The sequence below is a fragment of the Corynebacterium guangdongense genome (genome assembly GCF_030408915.1).
In the GTDB taxonomy this organism is placed as follows: domain Bacteria; phylum Actinomycetota; class Actinomycetes; order Mycobacteriales; family Mycobacteriaceae; genus Corynebacterium; species Corynebacterium guangdongense.
The window spans coordinates 260,004-275,330 of sequence record NZ_CP047654.1 but is presented as its reverse complement, the minus strand read 5'-3'; the positions used below and the strand labels follow the sequence as shown (position 1 = coordinate 275,330).

The window sequence follows — 15,327 nt, the reverse complement described above, 5'->3', positions numbered from 1 at the left end:
TTGCGTCGGCCCCCGGAGCCTTTAGAATGTGAGGCATGGACAATCGGGGGATTGGCGATCTGGTGACACAGATCGATGACGCACTGTCGGGGCTGGCCGAGGTCATGGCCACGCCCGACGCCGTCGCCTTCTCCTCCGAACGCGAACACTTCGAACGCCTGGAAAAGGCGCTGGCCCGCAAGCCGGCCATCGACGCCGCCTTCGCTTATCTCGCCGACCTGCACCAGGCCGGCAGACTCGTCGGCGGGGTCACCACCGCCGACTACCTCGCCGGCAGGCTCGACATCTCCCGCTCCGAGGCCTCCCGGCGCCTGCGCCGCGGCAATGAACTCTTCGCCCCACCGCCGGAGCCTCCCCGGCAGCAACCGGGTGGCGATGAATCGGCGGAGAAGCGGGCCGCCCGTGAAGCCGAGGAAGCCCGTCGCGCCACGGCGGCGGCCGAGGCACGGGAGCGCGCCCGCCGGCGCCAGTCCGTCACCGAGGAGAAGCGCCGCATCATCGACGCCGAATTGCGGCAGGTCACCGAGCATGCACAACCAGGCGTCGACGAGCTCCGCGACCTGGCGTTGGCGGCGTCCGCCTCCCGCTCCCCGGAGGATCTGCGGCGCTGGCTGCGCGACCAGATCCGCTCCGCCAACTCCCGCCGACGCACCCCGGGCGGGGGCAGGGATCCGCAGGCCGCCCACAAGAAGAGGTACTTCGCCTTCGGAAAACAGGACGAGCTGGGCGGCGTCCCCTTCTACGGCTACCTCTCCGCGGGGGAGGCCGCCCTCCTGAAATCCCGGTTCTCCGCCAAGGAGATGGACGCGGTCGCCGGCCCCCGGGACCCGGAGGACAAACGCACCCTCGGCCAGCAGCGCGCGGACCACCTGGTCAACCTCGTGGCCAACGCACCCGCCTCCGCGGCCCGCCAGCGTTCCGGCATGGGCTCACTCGTCATTTCGATGACGCTGGACGACATCCTCGGAATGAACCCCGAGTCCGTCTTCCCCACCAACACGGACATCTACCTCAACCCGGCCGACCTGCACCGCCTGGGCGCGGCCATCAGCGACTTCTTCGTCCTCCACGACAGGCAGGGCAAACCCCTCTCGGTGGGCGTCGGGCAGCGCTCGGCCACCCTGGAACAGCGCATCGCCCTCTTCGCCGGGGAACTGGTCTGCACCCACTACGGCTGCGGCAAACCGCTCGACGAATCCGACGCCCACCACATCATCGCCCACTCCGAGGGCGGCCCCACCCATCCCGATAATCTGACCCTCTCCTGCTGGATCCACCACCCCGCCAACAACGACAGGCGGGACGGGGCCAACAACATGGGCCACGCCGAGCGGGACCCGACGTCCGGGCGGGCCGGGTGGCGCGACGCCGGCTCCGACCACCTCAGATTCAACGACGGGGCCGCCGCCGCGCACGCCGCCGGGGCCAAGATCCGGCGCAAGTACCGGGCCACGAGCGACCCGCCCGCCGGTCATGATGACCCCGGCCTCTTCGCCGTATAGTTGGCGCACATGTCCACCATGCTCGTCACCGGCGGGGCCGGGTTTATCGGCGCCAACTTCGTCCGCCTCACCCTCGACCGCAACGCGGCCGACCACGTCATCGTCCTCGACAAACTCACCTACGCCGGCCGGCGCGACAACCTCGCCGGCCTCGACGCTTCGGTGGTGGAGTTTGTCGAGGGCGACGTCGGCGACGCATCGCTGGTTGACTCTCTGGTGGCCCGGGCCGACACCGTGGTCCATTTCGCCGCCGAATCCCACAACGACAACTCCCTGCGCGACCCGTCCCCGTTCATCCGGACCAACATCCTGGGCACCTACACCCTCCTCGAGGCCGTGCGCGCCCACGAAAAGTACCTGCACCACATCTCCACCGACGAGGTCTTCGGCGATCTGACCCCGACCGGACCGCGTTTCACCGAGACCACCGCGTATGCCCCGTCGAGCCCGTACTCGGCGTCGAAGGCCTCCTCCGATCACCTGGTGCGCGCCTGGGTGCGCTCCTTCGGCGTCCATGCGACGATCTCGAACTGCTCCAACAACTACGGCCCCTACCAGCACATCGAGAAGTTCATCCCCCGCCAGATCACCAACATCCTCGATGGGCGCACCCCGAAGCTCTACGGCACCGGCGAGCAGATCCGCGACTGGATCCACGTCGACGACCACAACGACGCGGTGCTGACCATCCTTGACCGCGGCCGGTCCGGCGAGACCTACAACATCGGCTCCGACGGGGAGGCCACCAACAAGACCGTCATCGAGCTGATCTGCGATCTCATGGGCGCGCCCGGCTACGAGCACGTCGCCGACCGGCCCGGCCACGACCAGCGCTACGCGATGGACGCGGGCAAACTGCGCACCGAGCTGGGCTGGCGCCCGCGCTACACCACCGGCCTGGCCGACGGCCTGGCCCGGACGATTCAGTGGTACCGGGACAATGAGACGTGGTGGCGCCCGATCAAGGACAGGGTCGAGGCCGGTTACGCGACGAGGGGACAGTAGAACATGATTGAGGGACTCAAGATCATCGACCTGGCCGTCCATGAGGACGGTCGCGGCTGGTTCAAGGAGAACTGGCGGGCGGACTGGCTGGATTTCCGCCCTGTGCAGCAGAACGTCTCCTTCAACGCGGCGCGGGGCACGACCCGGGGCCTGCACGCCGAGCCCTGGGACAAGCTGGTCTCGGTGGCCCACGGCCGGGTCTTCGGCGCCTGGCACGACCTGCGGGAGGGCTCGGCCACCTTCGGTGAGACCGTGACCCACGAGTTCGGGCCGGAGTCGGCGGTGTTCGTGCCGCGGGGGGTGGCCAACGGGTTCCAAGCTCTGGACGATGACACGGTCTACACCTACCTGGTGGGTGATTACTGGTCGGCGCAGGCGCAGTACGCCAACATTTCGCTGAACCTGGTGGACTGGCCGCTGGAGCCGGTCAATGTCTCGGCCAAGGATCTGGCCACCCCGGCGGTGGCGGAGCCGATCTCCCCGCGCAGGGTGCTGGTGACCGGCGCCAACGGCCAGCTGGGCTCGGCGCTGCGCAGGCTCCTGCCTGACGCGGAGTTCTGCACCCACGACGAGTTCGACATCACCGATCCGCCGGCGCGCAACTGGCGCCAGTATGAGGCGATCATCAACACCGCGGCGTACAACGACGTCGATGGTGCGGAGAATGACCGGGCGCGGGCGTGGGCGGTGAATGCGACGGGTCCGGCGAAGCTGGCCCGGATTGCCGCCGACAACGACATCACGCTGGTGCACGTGTCCACCGATTACGTCTTCGACGGGGCGAAGGAGGGGGCGTACACGGAGGAGGATCCGGTCTCGCCGCTGTCCTTCTACGGGGCGGCGAAGGCCGCGGGTGACACCGCGGCGGCGACCGCCCCGAAACACTACGTGGTGCGCACCACCTGGGTCGCCGGCAACGGCGGCAACTTCATCCGCACCATGATGGATCTGGCGGCGCGGGACGTCGAGCCCCGCGTCGTCGACGACCAGCGCGGCCGGCCGACGTTTGCCGAGGACCTGGCCAGGGCCATCGTCCACCTGCTGGAGAAGAAGCCCGAGTACGGCGTCTACAACGTCACCGGCGGCGGCGACGCCGCCGGCCGCGACGAGATCGCCATGGCCACCTTCATCGCCGTCGGCCACGACCCGGCCGAGGTCCACCCCACCCCGTCGGCGGAGTACTACGGTGACGCCCCGCACGCGCCCCGCCCGGCCAACAGCGAACTGTCCCTGGACAAGATCACCGCGACCGGGTTCACCCCGCAGAATTGGCGCGTCGGGCTCGCGCTGTACGTGGCCCTGACCCCCTAGACTCAGCGGACATGAGAGGCATCATCCTGGCCGGTGGGTCCGGCACCCGTTTGTACCCCATCACGCAGGCGATTTCGAAGCAGCTGATGCCGATCTACGACAAGCCGATGATCTACTACCCGCTGTCCACGCTGATTCAGGCGGGCATCCGGGAGATCCTCATCATCACCACCCCGGAGGATCAGCCGAATTTTCGACGCCTGCTCGGTGACGGCTCCCACCTGGGCGTCATGATCGACTACGCGGTACAGCCCCGACCGGAGGGGTTGGCACAGTCCTTCCTCATCGGCGAGGAGTTCATCGGCGAGGAGGACGTGGCTCTGGTCCTGGGCGACAACATCTTCGACGGCCACGGTTTTTCCACCGCGCTGCAGACCTGCCGGGACCCGGAGGGCGGCATCGTCTTCGCCTACGAGGTCTCGGATCCGGAGCGCTACGGCGTCGTCGAGTTCGACCCAGAGACAGATCGGGCGGTGTCCATCGAGGAGAAGCCGACGCACCCGAAGTCGAACCACGCGGTGGTGGGCCTGTACTTCTACGACAACAGCGTGGTGGAGATCGCGAAGCAGATCACGCCGAGCGCGCGGGGCGAGCTGGAGATCACCGCGGTCAACGAGGCCTACCTGCGCCAGGGACGGTTGCAGGTGCGGCGGATGCTGCGCGGTGACGTGTGGCTGGACACCGGGACGGTGGATTCCATGTCGGAGGCCGCGGCATATGTCGAGGTGCTGCAGAAACGTACTGGCCAGATGATCGGCTCCCCCGAGATCGCGGCCTACGAGGCCGGGTTCATCGACGCCGACGCCCTTCGGTCCCTCGCCGGCCCTCTGACGAAATCCGGATACGGGCAGTACCTTGAAGACGTACTGTCGCTATGAGATGGGACACATCCGAAGGCAGTATGGGTCCCTGCTGACAGTTTTTCATTGACGCTCTTTGATATGACCATTAAGGTGGATGGCATGAGCACCGTACCTGAACTCACCCGCGAAGAAGTCCAGCAGATCGACGCCTGGTGGCGCGCCAACAACTACCTCACCGTCGGCCAGATTTACCTCAAGTCCAACCCCCTGCTTGAGCGCCCGCTGACCGCCGACGACATCAAGCCGCGACTCCTCGGGCACTGGGGCACCTCCCCCGGCCTCGCCTTCATCTACGCCCACCTGAACCGCCTGATCAAGCACACCGACCAGGACGTCATCTACATCACGGGCCCGGGCCACGGCGGCCCGGCGCTGGTCTCCGCCTCCTACCTGGAGGGCTCCTACACCGAGTGCTTCCCGCGCATCACCGAGGACACCGACGGCCTGGCCAAGCTCTTCCGCCAGTTCTCCGCACCGGGCGGCATCCCCTCCCACGCCTCGGTCACCACGCCGGGCTCCATCCACGAGGGCGGCGAGCTGGGTTACGCCCTCTCCCACGCCTTCGGCGCGGCATTCGACAACCCGGATCTGATCGTCGCCTCCGTCGTCGGTGACGGCGAGGCCGAGACCGGCCCCCTCGAAGGCTCCTGGAAGTCCGTGTCCTTCCTCAACCCGGAACACGACGGCGCCGTCCTGCCCATCCTCCACCTCAACGGCGGCAAGATCGCCTCCCCGACCGTGCTCTCGCGCAAGGACCCGGAGGAGGTCCAGGCCCTGCTCGAGGGCCACGGCTACGAGGTCATCTGGGTCGAGGGCGAGGATCTGCCGTGGATGCACGAGCGCTTCGCCACCGCCCTGTCCTACGCCTACGGCCGGATCCGCGCCATCCAGGCCGAGGCCCGCTCCGGCGCCTGGGACGGCGAGCGCCCCGTATGGCCGATGATCGTCCTACGCACCCCCAAGGGCTGGACCGGCCCGCACACCGTCAACCACAAGATCTACGAGGGCACCTGGCGTTCCCACCAGGTTCCGCTGGACGGCATGAAGGAGGACGAGAAGCAGCTGCGCCTGCTCGAGGAATGGATGCGCTCCTACCGTCCGGAGGAGCTGTTCAACTCCGACGGCACCCTGACCGACCTGGTCAAGGCCAACAACCCGGAGGGCGCTCTCCGCATGTCGGCTAACCCGCACGCCAACGGCGGGCTGCTGACAAAGGAGCTCAAGCTTCGCGACCTGAAGAACTATGAGCGCGAGGTCACCGACGAGACCCGGGGACGGGTCAAGGCCGAATCCACCCGCACCCTGGGCGAGATCATGCGCGACGCCTACGAGGACAACCCGGACAACTTCCGCCTCTTCTGCCCGGACGAGACCAACTCCAACCGCCTGGGCTCGGTCTTCGAGGTCTCCGACCGTGCCTTCATGGAACGCACCGATCTCATCGACGAGAAGCTCTCCCGCAACGGCCGCGTCATGGAGGTGCTCTCTGAGCACAACTCGCACGGCTGGCTCGACGGTTACAACCTCACCGGCCGCCACGGCCTGTACGCCTCCTACGAGGCCTTCGGCATGGTCTCGGCGTCGATGACGATGCAGGCGGGCAAGTGGTTCCAGGAGGCCAACCACCTGGACTGGCGCGCCAAGACCCCCTCGCTCAACATCCTGCTGTCCTCGACCTGCTGGCGCAACGACCACAACGGCTTCTCCCACCAGGCCCCGGAGCTGCTCAACGTCGTGCTCAACATGAACAAGGCGGTCGGACGCATCTACCTGCCCGTCGACGCCAACTCCCTGGCCGTCGTGTCCGAGAAGATCTTCGCCGACAAGAACAAGGTCAACCTGGTCATCCAGGACAAGCAGCCGCAGCTGCAGTACATGTCGCTGGACGAGGCCAAGGACCACGTCGGCCGCGGTTACGGCCGCTGGGACTGGGCCGGCACCGACGGCCTGGGCGAGGAGAAGCCGGACATCGTCATCGCCACCGCCGGTGACGTCGTCACGATGGAGGCCGTCGCCGCCGCCGAGATCGTCAAGAAGACCCTGCCGGACCTGAAGATCCGTTTCGTCAACGTCGTCGACCTGATGACGCTGTACCGCGCGAAGGACCACCCGCACGGCATGAGCGAGTCCGAGTTCACGAAGATGTTCACCGACGACGTCGACGTCGTCTTCGCCTTCCACGGTTACCCGGGCGCCATCCACCAGCTGGTCCATGGCCGTCCGGACGCCGACCGCTTCCGCGCCCGCGGCTTCAAGGAGGAGGGCACCACGACCACCCCGTTCGACATGGTCGTCCGCAACGGCGTGTCCCGCTACCACCTGGTCATGGACATCCTCAACAACGCCCGCAACGTCCCCGCCGGCGGCGTCCAGCTCTACCGCTGGGCCGAGAAGCAGCTCCAGCGCCACGAGGAGTACATCGTCGAGCACCTCGAGGATATGCCGGAGGTCCGCAACTGGCTCCTCGGCGACTTCGAGGCCCCGGATCTGGAGCGCAAGGCGTCCTCCGACTCCCACGTGCAGCGTCCGCCGCTGCCGGAGCGTTAGCGTCGCGACCCCTGACCGGCCGGTCACCGCCGCGCGTCCCGTGATCACGGGGCGCGCGGCGGTTCCCTTCGCTGTCCCGCGCCCGGGCCCCTCCGGGGGAGCACGCCCAGCGTCACCGCGGCACGTGTGAGCAGCGGTGCCGCGCTACAGTAGGCCCATGACCTCCCTAGCCGCGCTGATCACGGTGTATCACCGGATCGACCCCGCAGAACTCACCGAGGCCCTGGACTCCCTGGTCGCCCAGTCACGGCCCGCGGATGAGATTGTCATCGTCGAGGACGGTCCGCTGCCGCCGGAGCTGGCCGCGGTGATCGAGGGATTTGTGAGTGACCGGCCGGAGGCCCGCGTCGTCAAGCTGGCGCGCAATCATGGGGCAGGGCCGGCCTCCCAGGCCGGGCTGGACACGATCCACACGGACTGGCTGGCGCGCCTCGACGCCGACGACGTCGCCCACCCGGAGCGTTTCGAACGGCAGCTGAGCTACGCGGCGGCGCACCCGGAGGTCGACGTGATCGGCACCGCGGTCGCGGAGTTCGACGCCAGCGCCGACGCCCCGGGAAAGGTGCGCGCGCTGCCCGCCACGCACGAGGAGATCGCGCGCTACGCGAAGCTGAACTCCCCGGTCAACAACCCCTCGGTGATGATGCGCTCGGAGGCGGTCGACAAGGTCGGCGGGTACCGCGACGTGCACCACATGGAGGACTACGACCTCTACGCCCGCCTGCTCGCCGGCGGTTACCGCTTCGTCAACCTGCCCGAGGCGCTGACCTTCTTCCGCGTCGACGACGCCCAGTTCGCCCGCCGCACCGGCACCGGCATGTTCGCCGCCGAGCGGGAGATGCAGCGCAACCTCGTCGCCTACGGGCTGATTTCCCGCCCCCGGGCGTGGGCGAACACGGTCATCCGGATGGCGTACCGGGCCCTGCCCAAGGCCCTGATCACGCGAGTCTATTCGCGCCTCTTCCACCGCCAGCGGGTAGATTAAGCCGCTGTGAAGGACTTTTCGGATACGTGGCTGGTGGTGCCCTGCTTCAATGAGGGCTCCGTAATTCAGGACGTGCTCAGCAACGCCCGGCAGACCTTTCCCAACATCGTCGCGGTCAACGACGGCTCCGCGGACGACTCGGCCGAACGCATCCACGCCGCCGGCGCCCACCTGATCAACCACCCGGTGAACCTCGGCCAGGGCGCCGCCATCCAGACCGGTATCGAGTACGCCCGCGAGCAGCCGGGTGCGCAGTATTTCGTCACCTTCGACGCCGATGGCCAGCACCAGGTCAAGGACGTCGTCACCATGATCGAGAGGTTGCGCACGGAGCCTGTGGACATCATCGTCGGCACGCGCTTCGCCAAGGGGCACCAGGAAAACTCCCAGGTCCCGTGGATAAAGCGGCTGGTGCTCAAGACGGTGGTGCTGCTCTCCCCCACCACTCGCCGGCTGGGGCTTTCCGACGCCCACAACGGCCTGCGCGTGTTCAACAAACGGGTCGCCGACGAGATGGACATCCGGATGAACGGCATGTCGCACGCCTCGGAGATCGTCAACAAGATTTCCGAGAAGGGCTGGCGCGTGACCGAGCACCCGGTCGACATCCTCTACACGGAGTACTCCATGAGCAAGGGCCAGTCCCTGATCAACGGCGTCAACATCCTCGCCGACGGCATCGTGGGAAGGAGGCTCAAGTGATTCAGGCGCTGCTGATCATCGCCGCCCTCGCGCTGGCGGCCTATTTCCTCCTGAACCGCCGGAAGGCGCAGGCCAAGGCCTGGGTCAAGATCGGCTTCGTGCTCTTCGTCCTGGCCGCGCTGTGGGCGATCGTCCGGCCGGACGACGTGACCGTGCTGGCCAACTGGCTCGGCGTCGACCGCGGCACCGACCTGCTGCTCTACGTCCTGGTCGTGGCCTTCATGTTCACCACCATGTCGACGTGGATTCGCTTCCGCGAGCAGGAGCTGCGCTACGCGCGCCTGGCTCGGGCGGTGGCCATCCAGAACGCGGTGGCCCCGGACGAGGAACTTCAGGACCGGAAGTAGTCCACGGTGGCTTGCACGCCATCCTCAATGCTGACCTCCGGCTCCCAGCCCAGCACCTTCTTCGCCCGCTCGTAGGACAGTGCGGAACGGGGCAGGTCGCCCAGGCGGGCCGGGGCGTACTCGGGCTCATCTGACGCTCCGGCGGCAGCCGCCACCAGGGAATGCAGCTGACGGTCGCTGGTCTCCACCGAGGTGCCGATGTTGAAGCGCATGCCGCCGCCGACCTCACCGGCCGCCAGCAGAAAGGCCCGGGCCACGTCCGCGACGTAGACGTAGTCGCGGGTGTTGGAACCGTCGCCGAAGACCTTGGTGGGCGCACCCGACAGCAGCGCCTGGGAGAAGATCGCGACGACACCGGCCTCACCGTGGGGGTCCTGGCGCGGACCGTAGACGTTGGCCGGGGCGATGTGGGAGCACTCCAGCCCGTAGAGGTGTCGGAAGGTGTTGAGGTAGATCTCGCCGGCGTACTTGGAGGCGGCGTAGGGGGAATGCGGATCCGGGACGGTGTCCTCGGCCACCGGCAGTTCGGAGGGTTCTCCGTAGATGGAGCCGCCGGAGGAGGTGTGCACGATCTTGCGCACCCCGTTCCGGCGGGCGGCGTCGGCCAGGCGGATGACCGAGAGGATGTTGGTTTCGGCGTCGTGGAGGGGGTCAGCGACGGAGTGTCGGACGTCGATCTGGGCGGCGAGGTTGAACACGACCTCGGGCTTCACCCGGGCCAGCAGCTCGTCGAAGTCGACGTCGAGGACGTCGGCCTCGACGAGCTCGGCCCGCCCATCGAGGTTGTCGCGCTTGCCGTGGGAGAGGTTGTCCACGACGACCACGGAGTGCCCCTGGGAAAGGAGCAGGTCGACGAGGTGTGAACCGATGAACCCGGCGCCGCCGGTGACGAGAGTGCGCATGCTTGTCATGGTAGCAACCCCGAATCATCCCCGGCGGGCGTCTTGGGTAGCATCTGCGGAATGAACCGACGCCATTTCGTGCTCAACGTCATCTGTCCGGATCGCACAGGCATCGTCGCCGAGCTGTCGGGATTCGTTTCCGCGCAGGGAGGCTGGGTCGACGAAGCGGACTTCTTCACCGACGACGCGTCGGGGAAGTTCTTCGCCCGCCTCGCGGTGCGCACGGAGGGGCTGGAGTTCGAGGCCTTCAAGGATGCCTTCGGCCAGTCCGTGGCGGAGGACATGGAGTGGCGGATGACGGATACCGCGGTGGCGAAAAAATCCGTCATCCTGGTGACCAGGGAGGGCCACTGCCTCCACGATCTGCTGGGCCGGGTCCGTTCCGGGGACTACCCGATGGATGTGCAGTGCGTGATCGGCAACCATGAGGATCTGCGGCCGATCGCCGAGGCGTACGTCCTGCCGTTCCACTTCGTGCCTTTCCCGAAGGACGCCGTCGGCAAGCGGGAGGCTTTCGACAAGGTCGCGGCGATTGTCGATCCGATTGAGCCGGACGCGATCGTCCTGGCCAAGTTCATGCAGATCCTGCCGCCGGATCTGTGCGAGAAGTGGGCGGGCCGGGCCATCAACATCCACCACTCGTTCCTGCCGTCCTTCATGGGCGCGCGCCCGTACCACCAGGCGTACACCCGTGGCGTGAAGCAGATCGGCGCGACCTGCCACTACGCCACGACGGATCTCGACGACGGTCCGATCATCGAGCAGGACGTCATCCGGGTCAACCACAAGTACACCCCGGATGACCTGCGCCGCATCGGACGCGACGCCGAGACCCTGGTCCTGGCCCGCGGGCTGCGCTGGCATCTGGAGGACCGCGTCATGGTCTACGGCAACCGCACGGTGATCTTCAACTAGCTAGTAGCCGCGTTTGATCCACTCCTCCAGGTGCGGCGCCTCCTGGCCGACGGTGGTGTGGTCACCGTGGCCGGTGCGCACGACCGTCTCGGCCGGAAGATCCAGGATTGAGGTCTTCAGCGACTCGATGATGGTGTCGAAGGACGCGAAGGAGCGGTCGCCCGTCGCGCCCGGCCCACCCTGGAACAGGGTGTCGCCGGAGAAGAGCTCGCCCGCCTCCGGAACGTAGAAGCAGCTCGAGCCCGGCGAGTGGCCCGGAGTGTTGAGCACCCGCAGCTCGGCGCCGGCGATCTCGAAGACCTGCTGGTCCTTGAGCTCCTCGAAGGCGACGCCCTGGTGGACCATGTCCCAGAGCATTTTGTCGCCCGGGTGCAGGTAGATCGGGGCGTCGAACTTCTCGGAAAGCTCCGGCGCTACGGTCACGTGGTCGTTGTGGCCGTGGGTGGCGAGGATGCCCCGGACCGTGCGCCCGCCGACGGCGTCGATGATCGGCTGGGCCTCGTGGGCGGCGTCGATGATGAACACTTCTGACTCGTCCCCGACGATCCAGATGTTGTTGTCGACGTCCCACTCCCCGCCGTCGAGGGCGAAGGTGCCGGAGGTGACGATGTGGTCAACCTGGAAGGCCATGTCAGAACTCCACCACCGATCGCAGGACCTTGCCGGTCTTCATGGTCTCGAAGGCCTCCTCGACGTCACCGAGGCCGATGCGCTCGGAGACGAACTTGTCCAGCGGGAACTGGCCGTTCTCGAAGAGCTGGGTGTAGGCCGGGAAGTCCCGCTCGGGCAGGCAGTCGCCGTACCAGGCCGGTCGGAGGGAGCCGCCGCGGCCGTAGAAGTCGATGGCGGGCAGGTCGATGCGGTCGCTGAGGTTCGGGACGCCGACCATGACCATGCGGCCGGCGAAATCGCGGGAGTAGAACGCCTGCTGGAAGGTCGGAATGATGCCGACGGCGTCGATGGCGACGTCGGTGCCGAAGCCGTCGGTGAGGTCGCGGACCTTCTCGGCGACCTGCTCGACGCTCAGGCCGGTGGAATCGATGGTGTGGGTCGCCCCGAATTCCTTGGCCCATTCGGTCTTCTTGGCGTCGATGTCGACGGCGATGATCGTGGCGGCGCCGGCGAGCTTCGCACCCGCGACCGCGGCCATGCCCACGCCGCCGAGGCCGAAGACGGCGACGGACTCGCCGAGCTGGATGTCGCCGGTGTTCACGGCTGCACCGAGGCCGGCCATGATGCCGCAGCCGAGCAGACCGACGGCCGCCGGGTCGGCCTCGGGGTTGACCTTGGTGCACTGCCCCTCGTGGACGAGCGTCTTCTCGGCGAAGGAACCGATGCCCAGGGCGGCCTCGAGCTCGGTGCCGTCGGTCAGGGTCATCTTCTTGGACGCGTTGTGGGTGTTGAAGCAGTACTTGGGCTCACCCTTGCGGCAGGCGCGGCACTCGCCGCAGACCGCACGCCAGTTGAGGACGACGAAGTCGCCGACCTTGACGTGGGTAACGTCCTCGCCGACGGTCTCGACCACACCGGCGGACTCATGGCCCAGCAGGTAGGGGTAGTTGTTGCCGATGTCGCCATTCTTGTACGACAGGTCGGTGTGGCAGACGCCGGTGGACAGAACCTTGACGATCACGTCGTTCTTGCCCGGTTCCGGGATGACGATGTCGGTCACCTGGGTCGGCTCGCCCTTGGCGAGCGACACGACACCCTTGACGGTGGTGCTCATTCTTCTCCTTAAGGATCGGTTTCAGCGCCCACCCTAGCTGTTTTCACCTCTTAATGACCCACTATTGAAAACAGCTGCCTTTAGCGCTCGACGAGCGCGAACACCCGCGCCGGGGAGCCGGAGCCCCCGGCGATCTTCAGCGGGCCGGCCACGATGATCGCCCCGGTCACCGGAAGCCGGTCGACGTTCGTCAGCTGCGCCAGCCCCAACTTCGAGTTGCCCAGGAAATGGAAGTGGCAGGGGTACATCGGGTCCTGGCTGTGGCCCTGGCCGGCGTCGGTGCCGACGGTTTCCACGCCGAGGCCGAGCACATCGGTCTCCGCCGCCAGCCACTTCGCGCACTCGGCGCTCATGCCCGGGGTGTGGGAACCGTTCTCGTCCTTGTTCAGGGCCGAGGCCTGCTCGCGGGTGAAGGCCGACCAGCCGGTTCGGTAGATCAACCAGGCGCCGGCCGGGATCTCGCCGTGCTCGGCGATCCAGCCCTGAACGTGGTCGACGGTGAGCAGGAAGTCGGGGTCGGCGGCCACCTCCGCACTGAAATCGAGCACCACCGCCGGGCCGACCAGCCGGTTCACCGGGATCTCACTGACGTCGAGCCCGTCGCGGCCGGAAATCCAGTGCACCGGCGCGTCGATGTGGGTGCCGGTGTGCTCGCCGGTGCGGAAGTTGTTCCAGTACCAGGCGGGTCCGCGGTCGTCGTAGCGGGAGATCTCCTCCAGCCGGAACTGCGCGGTCTGGCCGAACTCCTCCGGCAGTTCCAGGATGGGTGTGGTGCCCTCCAGCGGCTGGGTCAGGTCAATGACCTCGATGGAGCCGGTGGCGAGGGCGTCGGCAAGCTGGGCAAGGATGCTCATGCGCACAGCGTAATTCCTCAGTGGGTCGCGAAGGCCTCCGCAAGCCACCAGGCACCCCCGTCGGAGGCTATGCGCGCGTCGACGACCAACGGCCCCGTGCGCGGCCCGTCGAGCCACTCCTGCACGGCGTCCAGATCCGCGAGCTTCTCGACGACGACCCCTTCCGCCCCGAAACCCCGGGCGACGGCCGCAATGTCGGTGGTCGGGAACGTCACCGCGCCGTAGTCCCCGGCGCCGGTGAAGTGGTGCACCTCGGCCCCGTAGGCGCTGTCGTTGTAGACGATGGCCACCAGCGGGATCCTCTCGCGCACGGCGGTCTCCAGCTCCGCGATCCCCATGAGGAAGCCGCCGTCGCCGGCGCCGAGCACCGGCAGGCGGCCCGGCTGCGCCTTCGCGGCGCCGATCGCGGTGGCCAGGCCCAGGCCGATGGACTGGAAGGCCTGGGTGAAGCAGAAGCCGTTCTCGTCCGGCACGTCGAGGTAGGTGGAGGGGTAGCCCATGAAGTTGCCCGAGTCAACGGACACGACGCGCTCGGCGGGCAGCATCTCGTTGAGCCGCCTGGTCAGGATGCGCGGATCGATGAGGGCACCGGTGGAAACGTCTGCGGTCTCGGCATCCTTCCAGCGCGACTTCGCGGCGATCGCGGCCGCCATGTCCGGGGTGCGCCAGGTGTCCGGGGCGTGGTCAACCAGCTCAGCCAGCACCGATTCTGCGGTGGCGGCGCAGTCGCCGACGATCCCGTGGTCCCATTCGAAGGCGGTCTCATCCAGATCAACCTGAATCACGCGGGCGAACTCGTTCAGCAGCGTCCCCCGGCGGGTGGTCCAGTTGTTCAGGGCGCAGCCCCAACCGACCACGACGTCGGCTTCCGCGATGGTCGCCGCGGTGAAGTCGGAGGAGAAGCCGCCGGAAATGCCGAGGTTATGGTCCTCGCCGACGAAGAGTCCGTGGGCGACGGCCGAGGTCGCCAGCAGCGCCCCCGATTTCTGCCCCAGCGCCCGTAGCTGGGGCCCGGCCTCCCGGGCACCACGCCCGGCGATGAAGAGCGGCCGCCGGGCGCCGCGCAGCAGCTCCGCCAGCGCCTGCGTGTGCCGCTCGCTCGCCCGAGGCCTCTGCCGCGGCGGTATCGGCTGCGGGGAGGCGTAGGCCGTCCCGGCGACCTGCACGTCGATGGGCACGGAGAGCACCACGGTGCGGCGGTCGTTGACGGCGGTGCGCACCGCCCGGCGCGTGTCCGCCACCGCCGTCGCCGGCGAGTAGACGCGCTCGGCCACCGCGCCGACGCTGCGGGCCAGCCCGTCCTGGTCGATGCGGAAATTGGAGCGGACGTCGTGGGGCGGGGTGTCCGCGGTCAGCACCAGCAACGGGGTCCGGGACTTGGCGGCCTCCGCGATACCGGTGACCGCGTTGGTGTAGCCGCACCCCTGGTGCGTGGTGACCACGCCCAGCTTGCCGGACATCCTTGCGTAGGCGTCCGCCATGGTGGCGGCGCCGCCCTCGTGGCGGGCGGCGACGAAAGGCACGCCCTTGTCGCGAAGATGGTTGGTGAGGTGGAAGTTGCCGCTGCCGACCACGCCGAAGAGCTGGTCGACGCCCAACTCCACCAGCGTCTGGGCGATGCGTTCAGCGACCTGGAAAGTCTGTTCGTACATGACCCCCAGGTTAGGG

14 protein-coding genes are annotated in these 15,327 nt (G+C 67.8%); 9 read left to right on the top strand and 5 right to left on the bottom strand.

Annotated features, from left to right (window positions below):
- The first annotated feature begins 62 nt into the window (after positions 1-62).
- The 8 genes from CGUA_RS01375 (at position 63) to CGUA_RS01340 (ending at position 9,262) form a co-directional block, all read left to right on the top strand.
- Complete coding sequence (locus CGUA_RS01375; RefSeq protein WP_290196968.1) at positions 63-1,502, top strand: HNH endonuclease signature motif containing protein; 1,440 nt, start codon at positions 63-65, stop codon at positions 1,500-1,502.
- A 9-nt stretch (positions 1,503-1,511) separates the two neighbouring features.
- Complete coding sequence (gene rfbB, locus CGUA_RS01370; RefSeq protein ID WP_290196966.1) at positions 1,512-2,507, top strand: dTDP-glucose 4,6-dehydratase; 996 nt, start codon at positions 1,512-1,514, stop codon at positions 2,505-2,507.
- A gap of 3 nt (positions 2,508-2,510) precedes the next feature.
- Positions 2,511-3,818, top strand: a complete 1,308-nt coding sequence (gene rfbD / locus CGUA_RS01365) for a dTDP-4-dehydrorhamnose reductase (RefSeq protein WP_290196964.1) — start codon at positions 2,511-2,513, stop codon at positions 3,816-3,818.
- Positions 3,819-3,829: 11 nt separating this feature from the next.
- Positions 3,830-4,696 (top strand): glucose-1-phosphate thymidylyltransferase RfbA, encoded by an 867-nt coding sequence (gene rfbA, locus CGUA_RS01360; protein ID WP_290196962.1) that lies wholly within the window; start codon positions 3,830-3,832, stop codon positions 4,694-4,696.
- Between the two features lie 84 nt (positions 4,697-4,780).
- Complete coding sequence (locus CGUA_RS01355) at positions 4,781-7,228, top strand: phosphoketolase family protein (RefSeq protein WP_290196960.1); 2,448 nt, start codon at positions 4,781-4,783, stop codon at positions 7,226-7,228.
- 157 nt (positions 7,229-7,385) lie between these two features.
- The gene (locus tag CGUA_RS01350; RefSeq protein WP_290196958.1) at positions 7,386-8,213 is read left to right on the top strand and encodes a glycosyltransferase; all 828 of its coding nucleotides are present in this window, start codon (positions 7,386-7,388) and stop codon (positions 8,211-8,213) included.
- 6 nt (positions 8,214-8,219) lie between these two features.
- Positions 8,220-8,915, top strand: coding sequence for a polyprenyl-phospho-N-acetylgalactosaminyl synthase PpgS (gene ppgS, locus CGUA_RS01345; RefSeq protein ID WP_290196956.1), 696 nt, complete (start codon positions 8,220-8,222; stop codon positions 8,913-8,915).
- The gene (locus tag CGUA_RS01340) at positions 8,912-9,262 is read left to right on the top strand and encodes a DUF2304 domain-containing protein (protein WP_290196954.1); all 351 of its coding nucleotides are present in this window, start codon (positions 8,912-8,914) and stop codon (positions 9,260-9,262) included. Before ppgS ends, CGUA_RS01340 begins: the two co-directional genes overlap by 4 nt.
- On the opposite strand, the gene CGUA_RS01335 is transcribed toward CGUA_RS01340, so the two are convergent.
- Positions 9,247-10,164 carry an NAD-dependent epimerase/dehydratase family protein gene (locus CGUA_RS01335; RefSeq protein WP_290196952.1) on the bottom strand — a complete coding sequence of 306 codons (918 nt, stop codon included), beginning with the start codon at positions 10,162-10,164 and terminating at the stop codon, positions 9,247-9,249. The genes CGUA_RS01340 and CGUA_RS01335 overlap by 16 nt on opposite strands.
- A 60-nt stretch (positions 10,165-10,224) precedes the next feature.
- Between CGUA_RS01335 and purU the strand changes: the two genes are divergently transcribed.
- A complete protein-coding gene (gene purU, locus CGUA_RS01330) occupies positions 10,225-11,079 on the top strand; it encodes a formyltetrahydrofolate deformylase (protein WP_290196949.1) in 855 nt (284 codons plus the stop codon).
- Here purU and CGUA_RS01325 read toward each other — a convergent pair whose 3' ends face one another.
- From CGUA_RS01325 to CGUA_RS01310, 4 genes are all read right to left on the bottom strand, one after another.
- Positions 11,080-11,709: an MBL fold metallo-hydrolase gene (locus CGUA_RS01325; RefSeq protein ID WP_290196947.1), complete on the bottom strand. Its 630-nt coding sequence runs from the start codon at positions 11,707-11,709 to the stop codon at positions 11,080-11,082.
- Between the two features lies 1 nt (position 11,710).
- The gene (locus CGUA_RS01320) at positions 11,711-12,805 is read right to left on the bottom strand and encodes an S-(hydroxymethyl)mycothiol dehydrogenase (protein ID WP_290196945.1); all 1,095 of its coding nucleotides are present in this window, start codon (positions 12,803-12,805) and stop codon (positions 11,711-11,713) included.
- Between the two features lie 80 nt (positions 12,806-12,885).
- Positions 12,886-13,659 (bottom strand): cyclase family protein, encoded by a 774-nt coding sequence (locus tag CGUA_RS01315; protein ID WP_290196943.1) that lies wholly within the window; start codon positions 13,657-13,659, stop codon positions 12,886-12,888.
- A 17-nt stretch (positions 13,660-13,676) separates the two neighbouring features.
- Entirely contained in the window at positions 13,677-15,311 is a 1,635-nt protein-coding gene (locus CGUA_RS01310; RefSeq protein ID WP_290196940.1) for a thiamine pyrophosphate-binding protein, read from the bottom strand.
- Positions 15,312-15,327 lie beyond the last annotated feature (16 nt).

What these genes read in the sequence shown, in the direction of transcription:
- CGUA_RS01315 (WP_290196943.1), bottom strand. Translation starts at nt 13,659, where the DNA reads ATGAGCATCCTTGCCCAGCTTGCCGACGCCCTCGCCACCGGCTCCATC.
- rfbD (WP_290196964.1), top strand. Translation starts at nt 2,511, where the DNA reads ATGATTGAGGGACTCAAGATCATCGACCTGGCCGTCCATGAGGACGGT.
- purU (WP_290196949.1), top strand. Translation starts at nt 10,225, where the DNA reads ATGAACCGACGCCATTTCGTGCTCAACGTCATCTGTCCGGATCGCACA.
- CGUA_RS01325 (WP_290196947.1), bottom strand. Translation starts at nt 11,709, where the DNA reads ATGGCCTTCCAGGTTGACCACATCGTCACCTCCGGCACCTTCGCCCTC.
- rfbA (WP_290196962.1), top strand. Translation starts at nt 3,830, where the DNA reads ATGAGAGGCATCATCCTGGCCGGTGGGTCCGGCACCCGTTTGTACCCC.
- CGUA_RS01335 (WP_290196952.1), bottom strand. Translation starts at nt 10,164, where the DNA reads ATGCGCACTCTCGTCACCGGCGGCGCCGGGTTCATCGGTTCACACCTC.
- CGUA_RS01355 (WP_290196960.1), top strand. Translation starts at nt 4,781, where the DNA reads ATGAGCACCGTACCTGAACTCACCCGCGAAGAAGTCCAGCAGATCGAC.
- rfbB (WP_290196966.1), top strand. Translation starts at nt 1,512, where the DNA reads ATGTCCACCATGCTCGTCACCGGCGGGGCCGGGTTTATCGGCGCCAAC.
- CGUA_RS01310 (WP_290196940.1), bottom strand. Translation starts at nt 15,311, where the DNA reads ATGTACGAACAGACTTTCCAGGTCGCTGAACGCATCGCCCAGACGCTG.
- CGUA_RS01350 (WP_290196958.1), top strand. Translation starts at nt 7,386, where the DNA reads ATGACCTCCCTAGCCGCGCTGATCACGGTGTATCACCGGATCGACCCC.
- CGUA_RS01320 (WP_290196945.1), bottom strand. Translation starts at nt 12,805, where the DNA reads ATGAGCACCACCGTCAAGGGTGTCGTGTCGCTCGCCAAGGGCGAGCCG.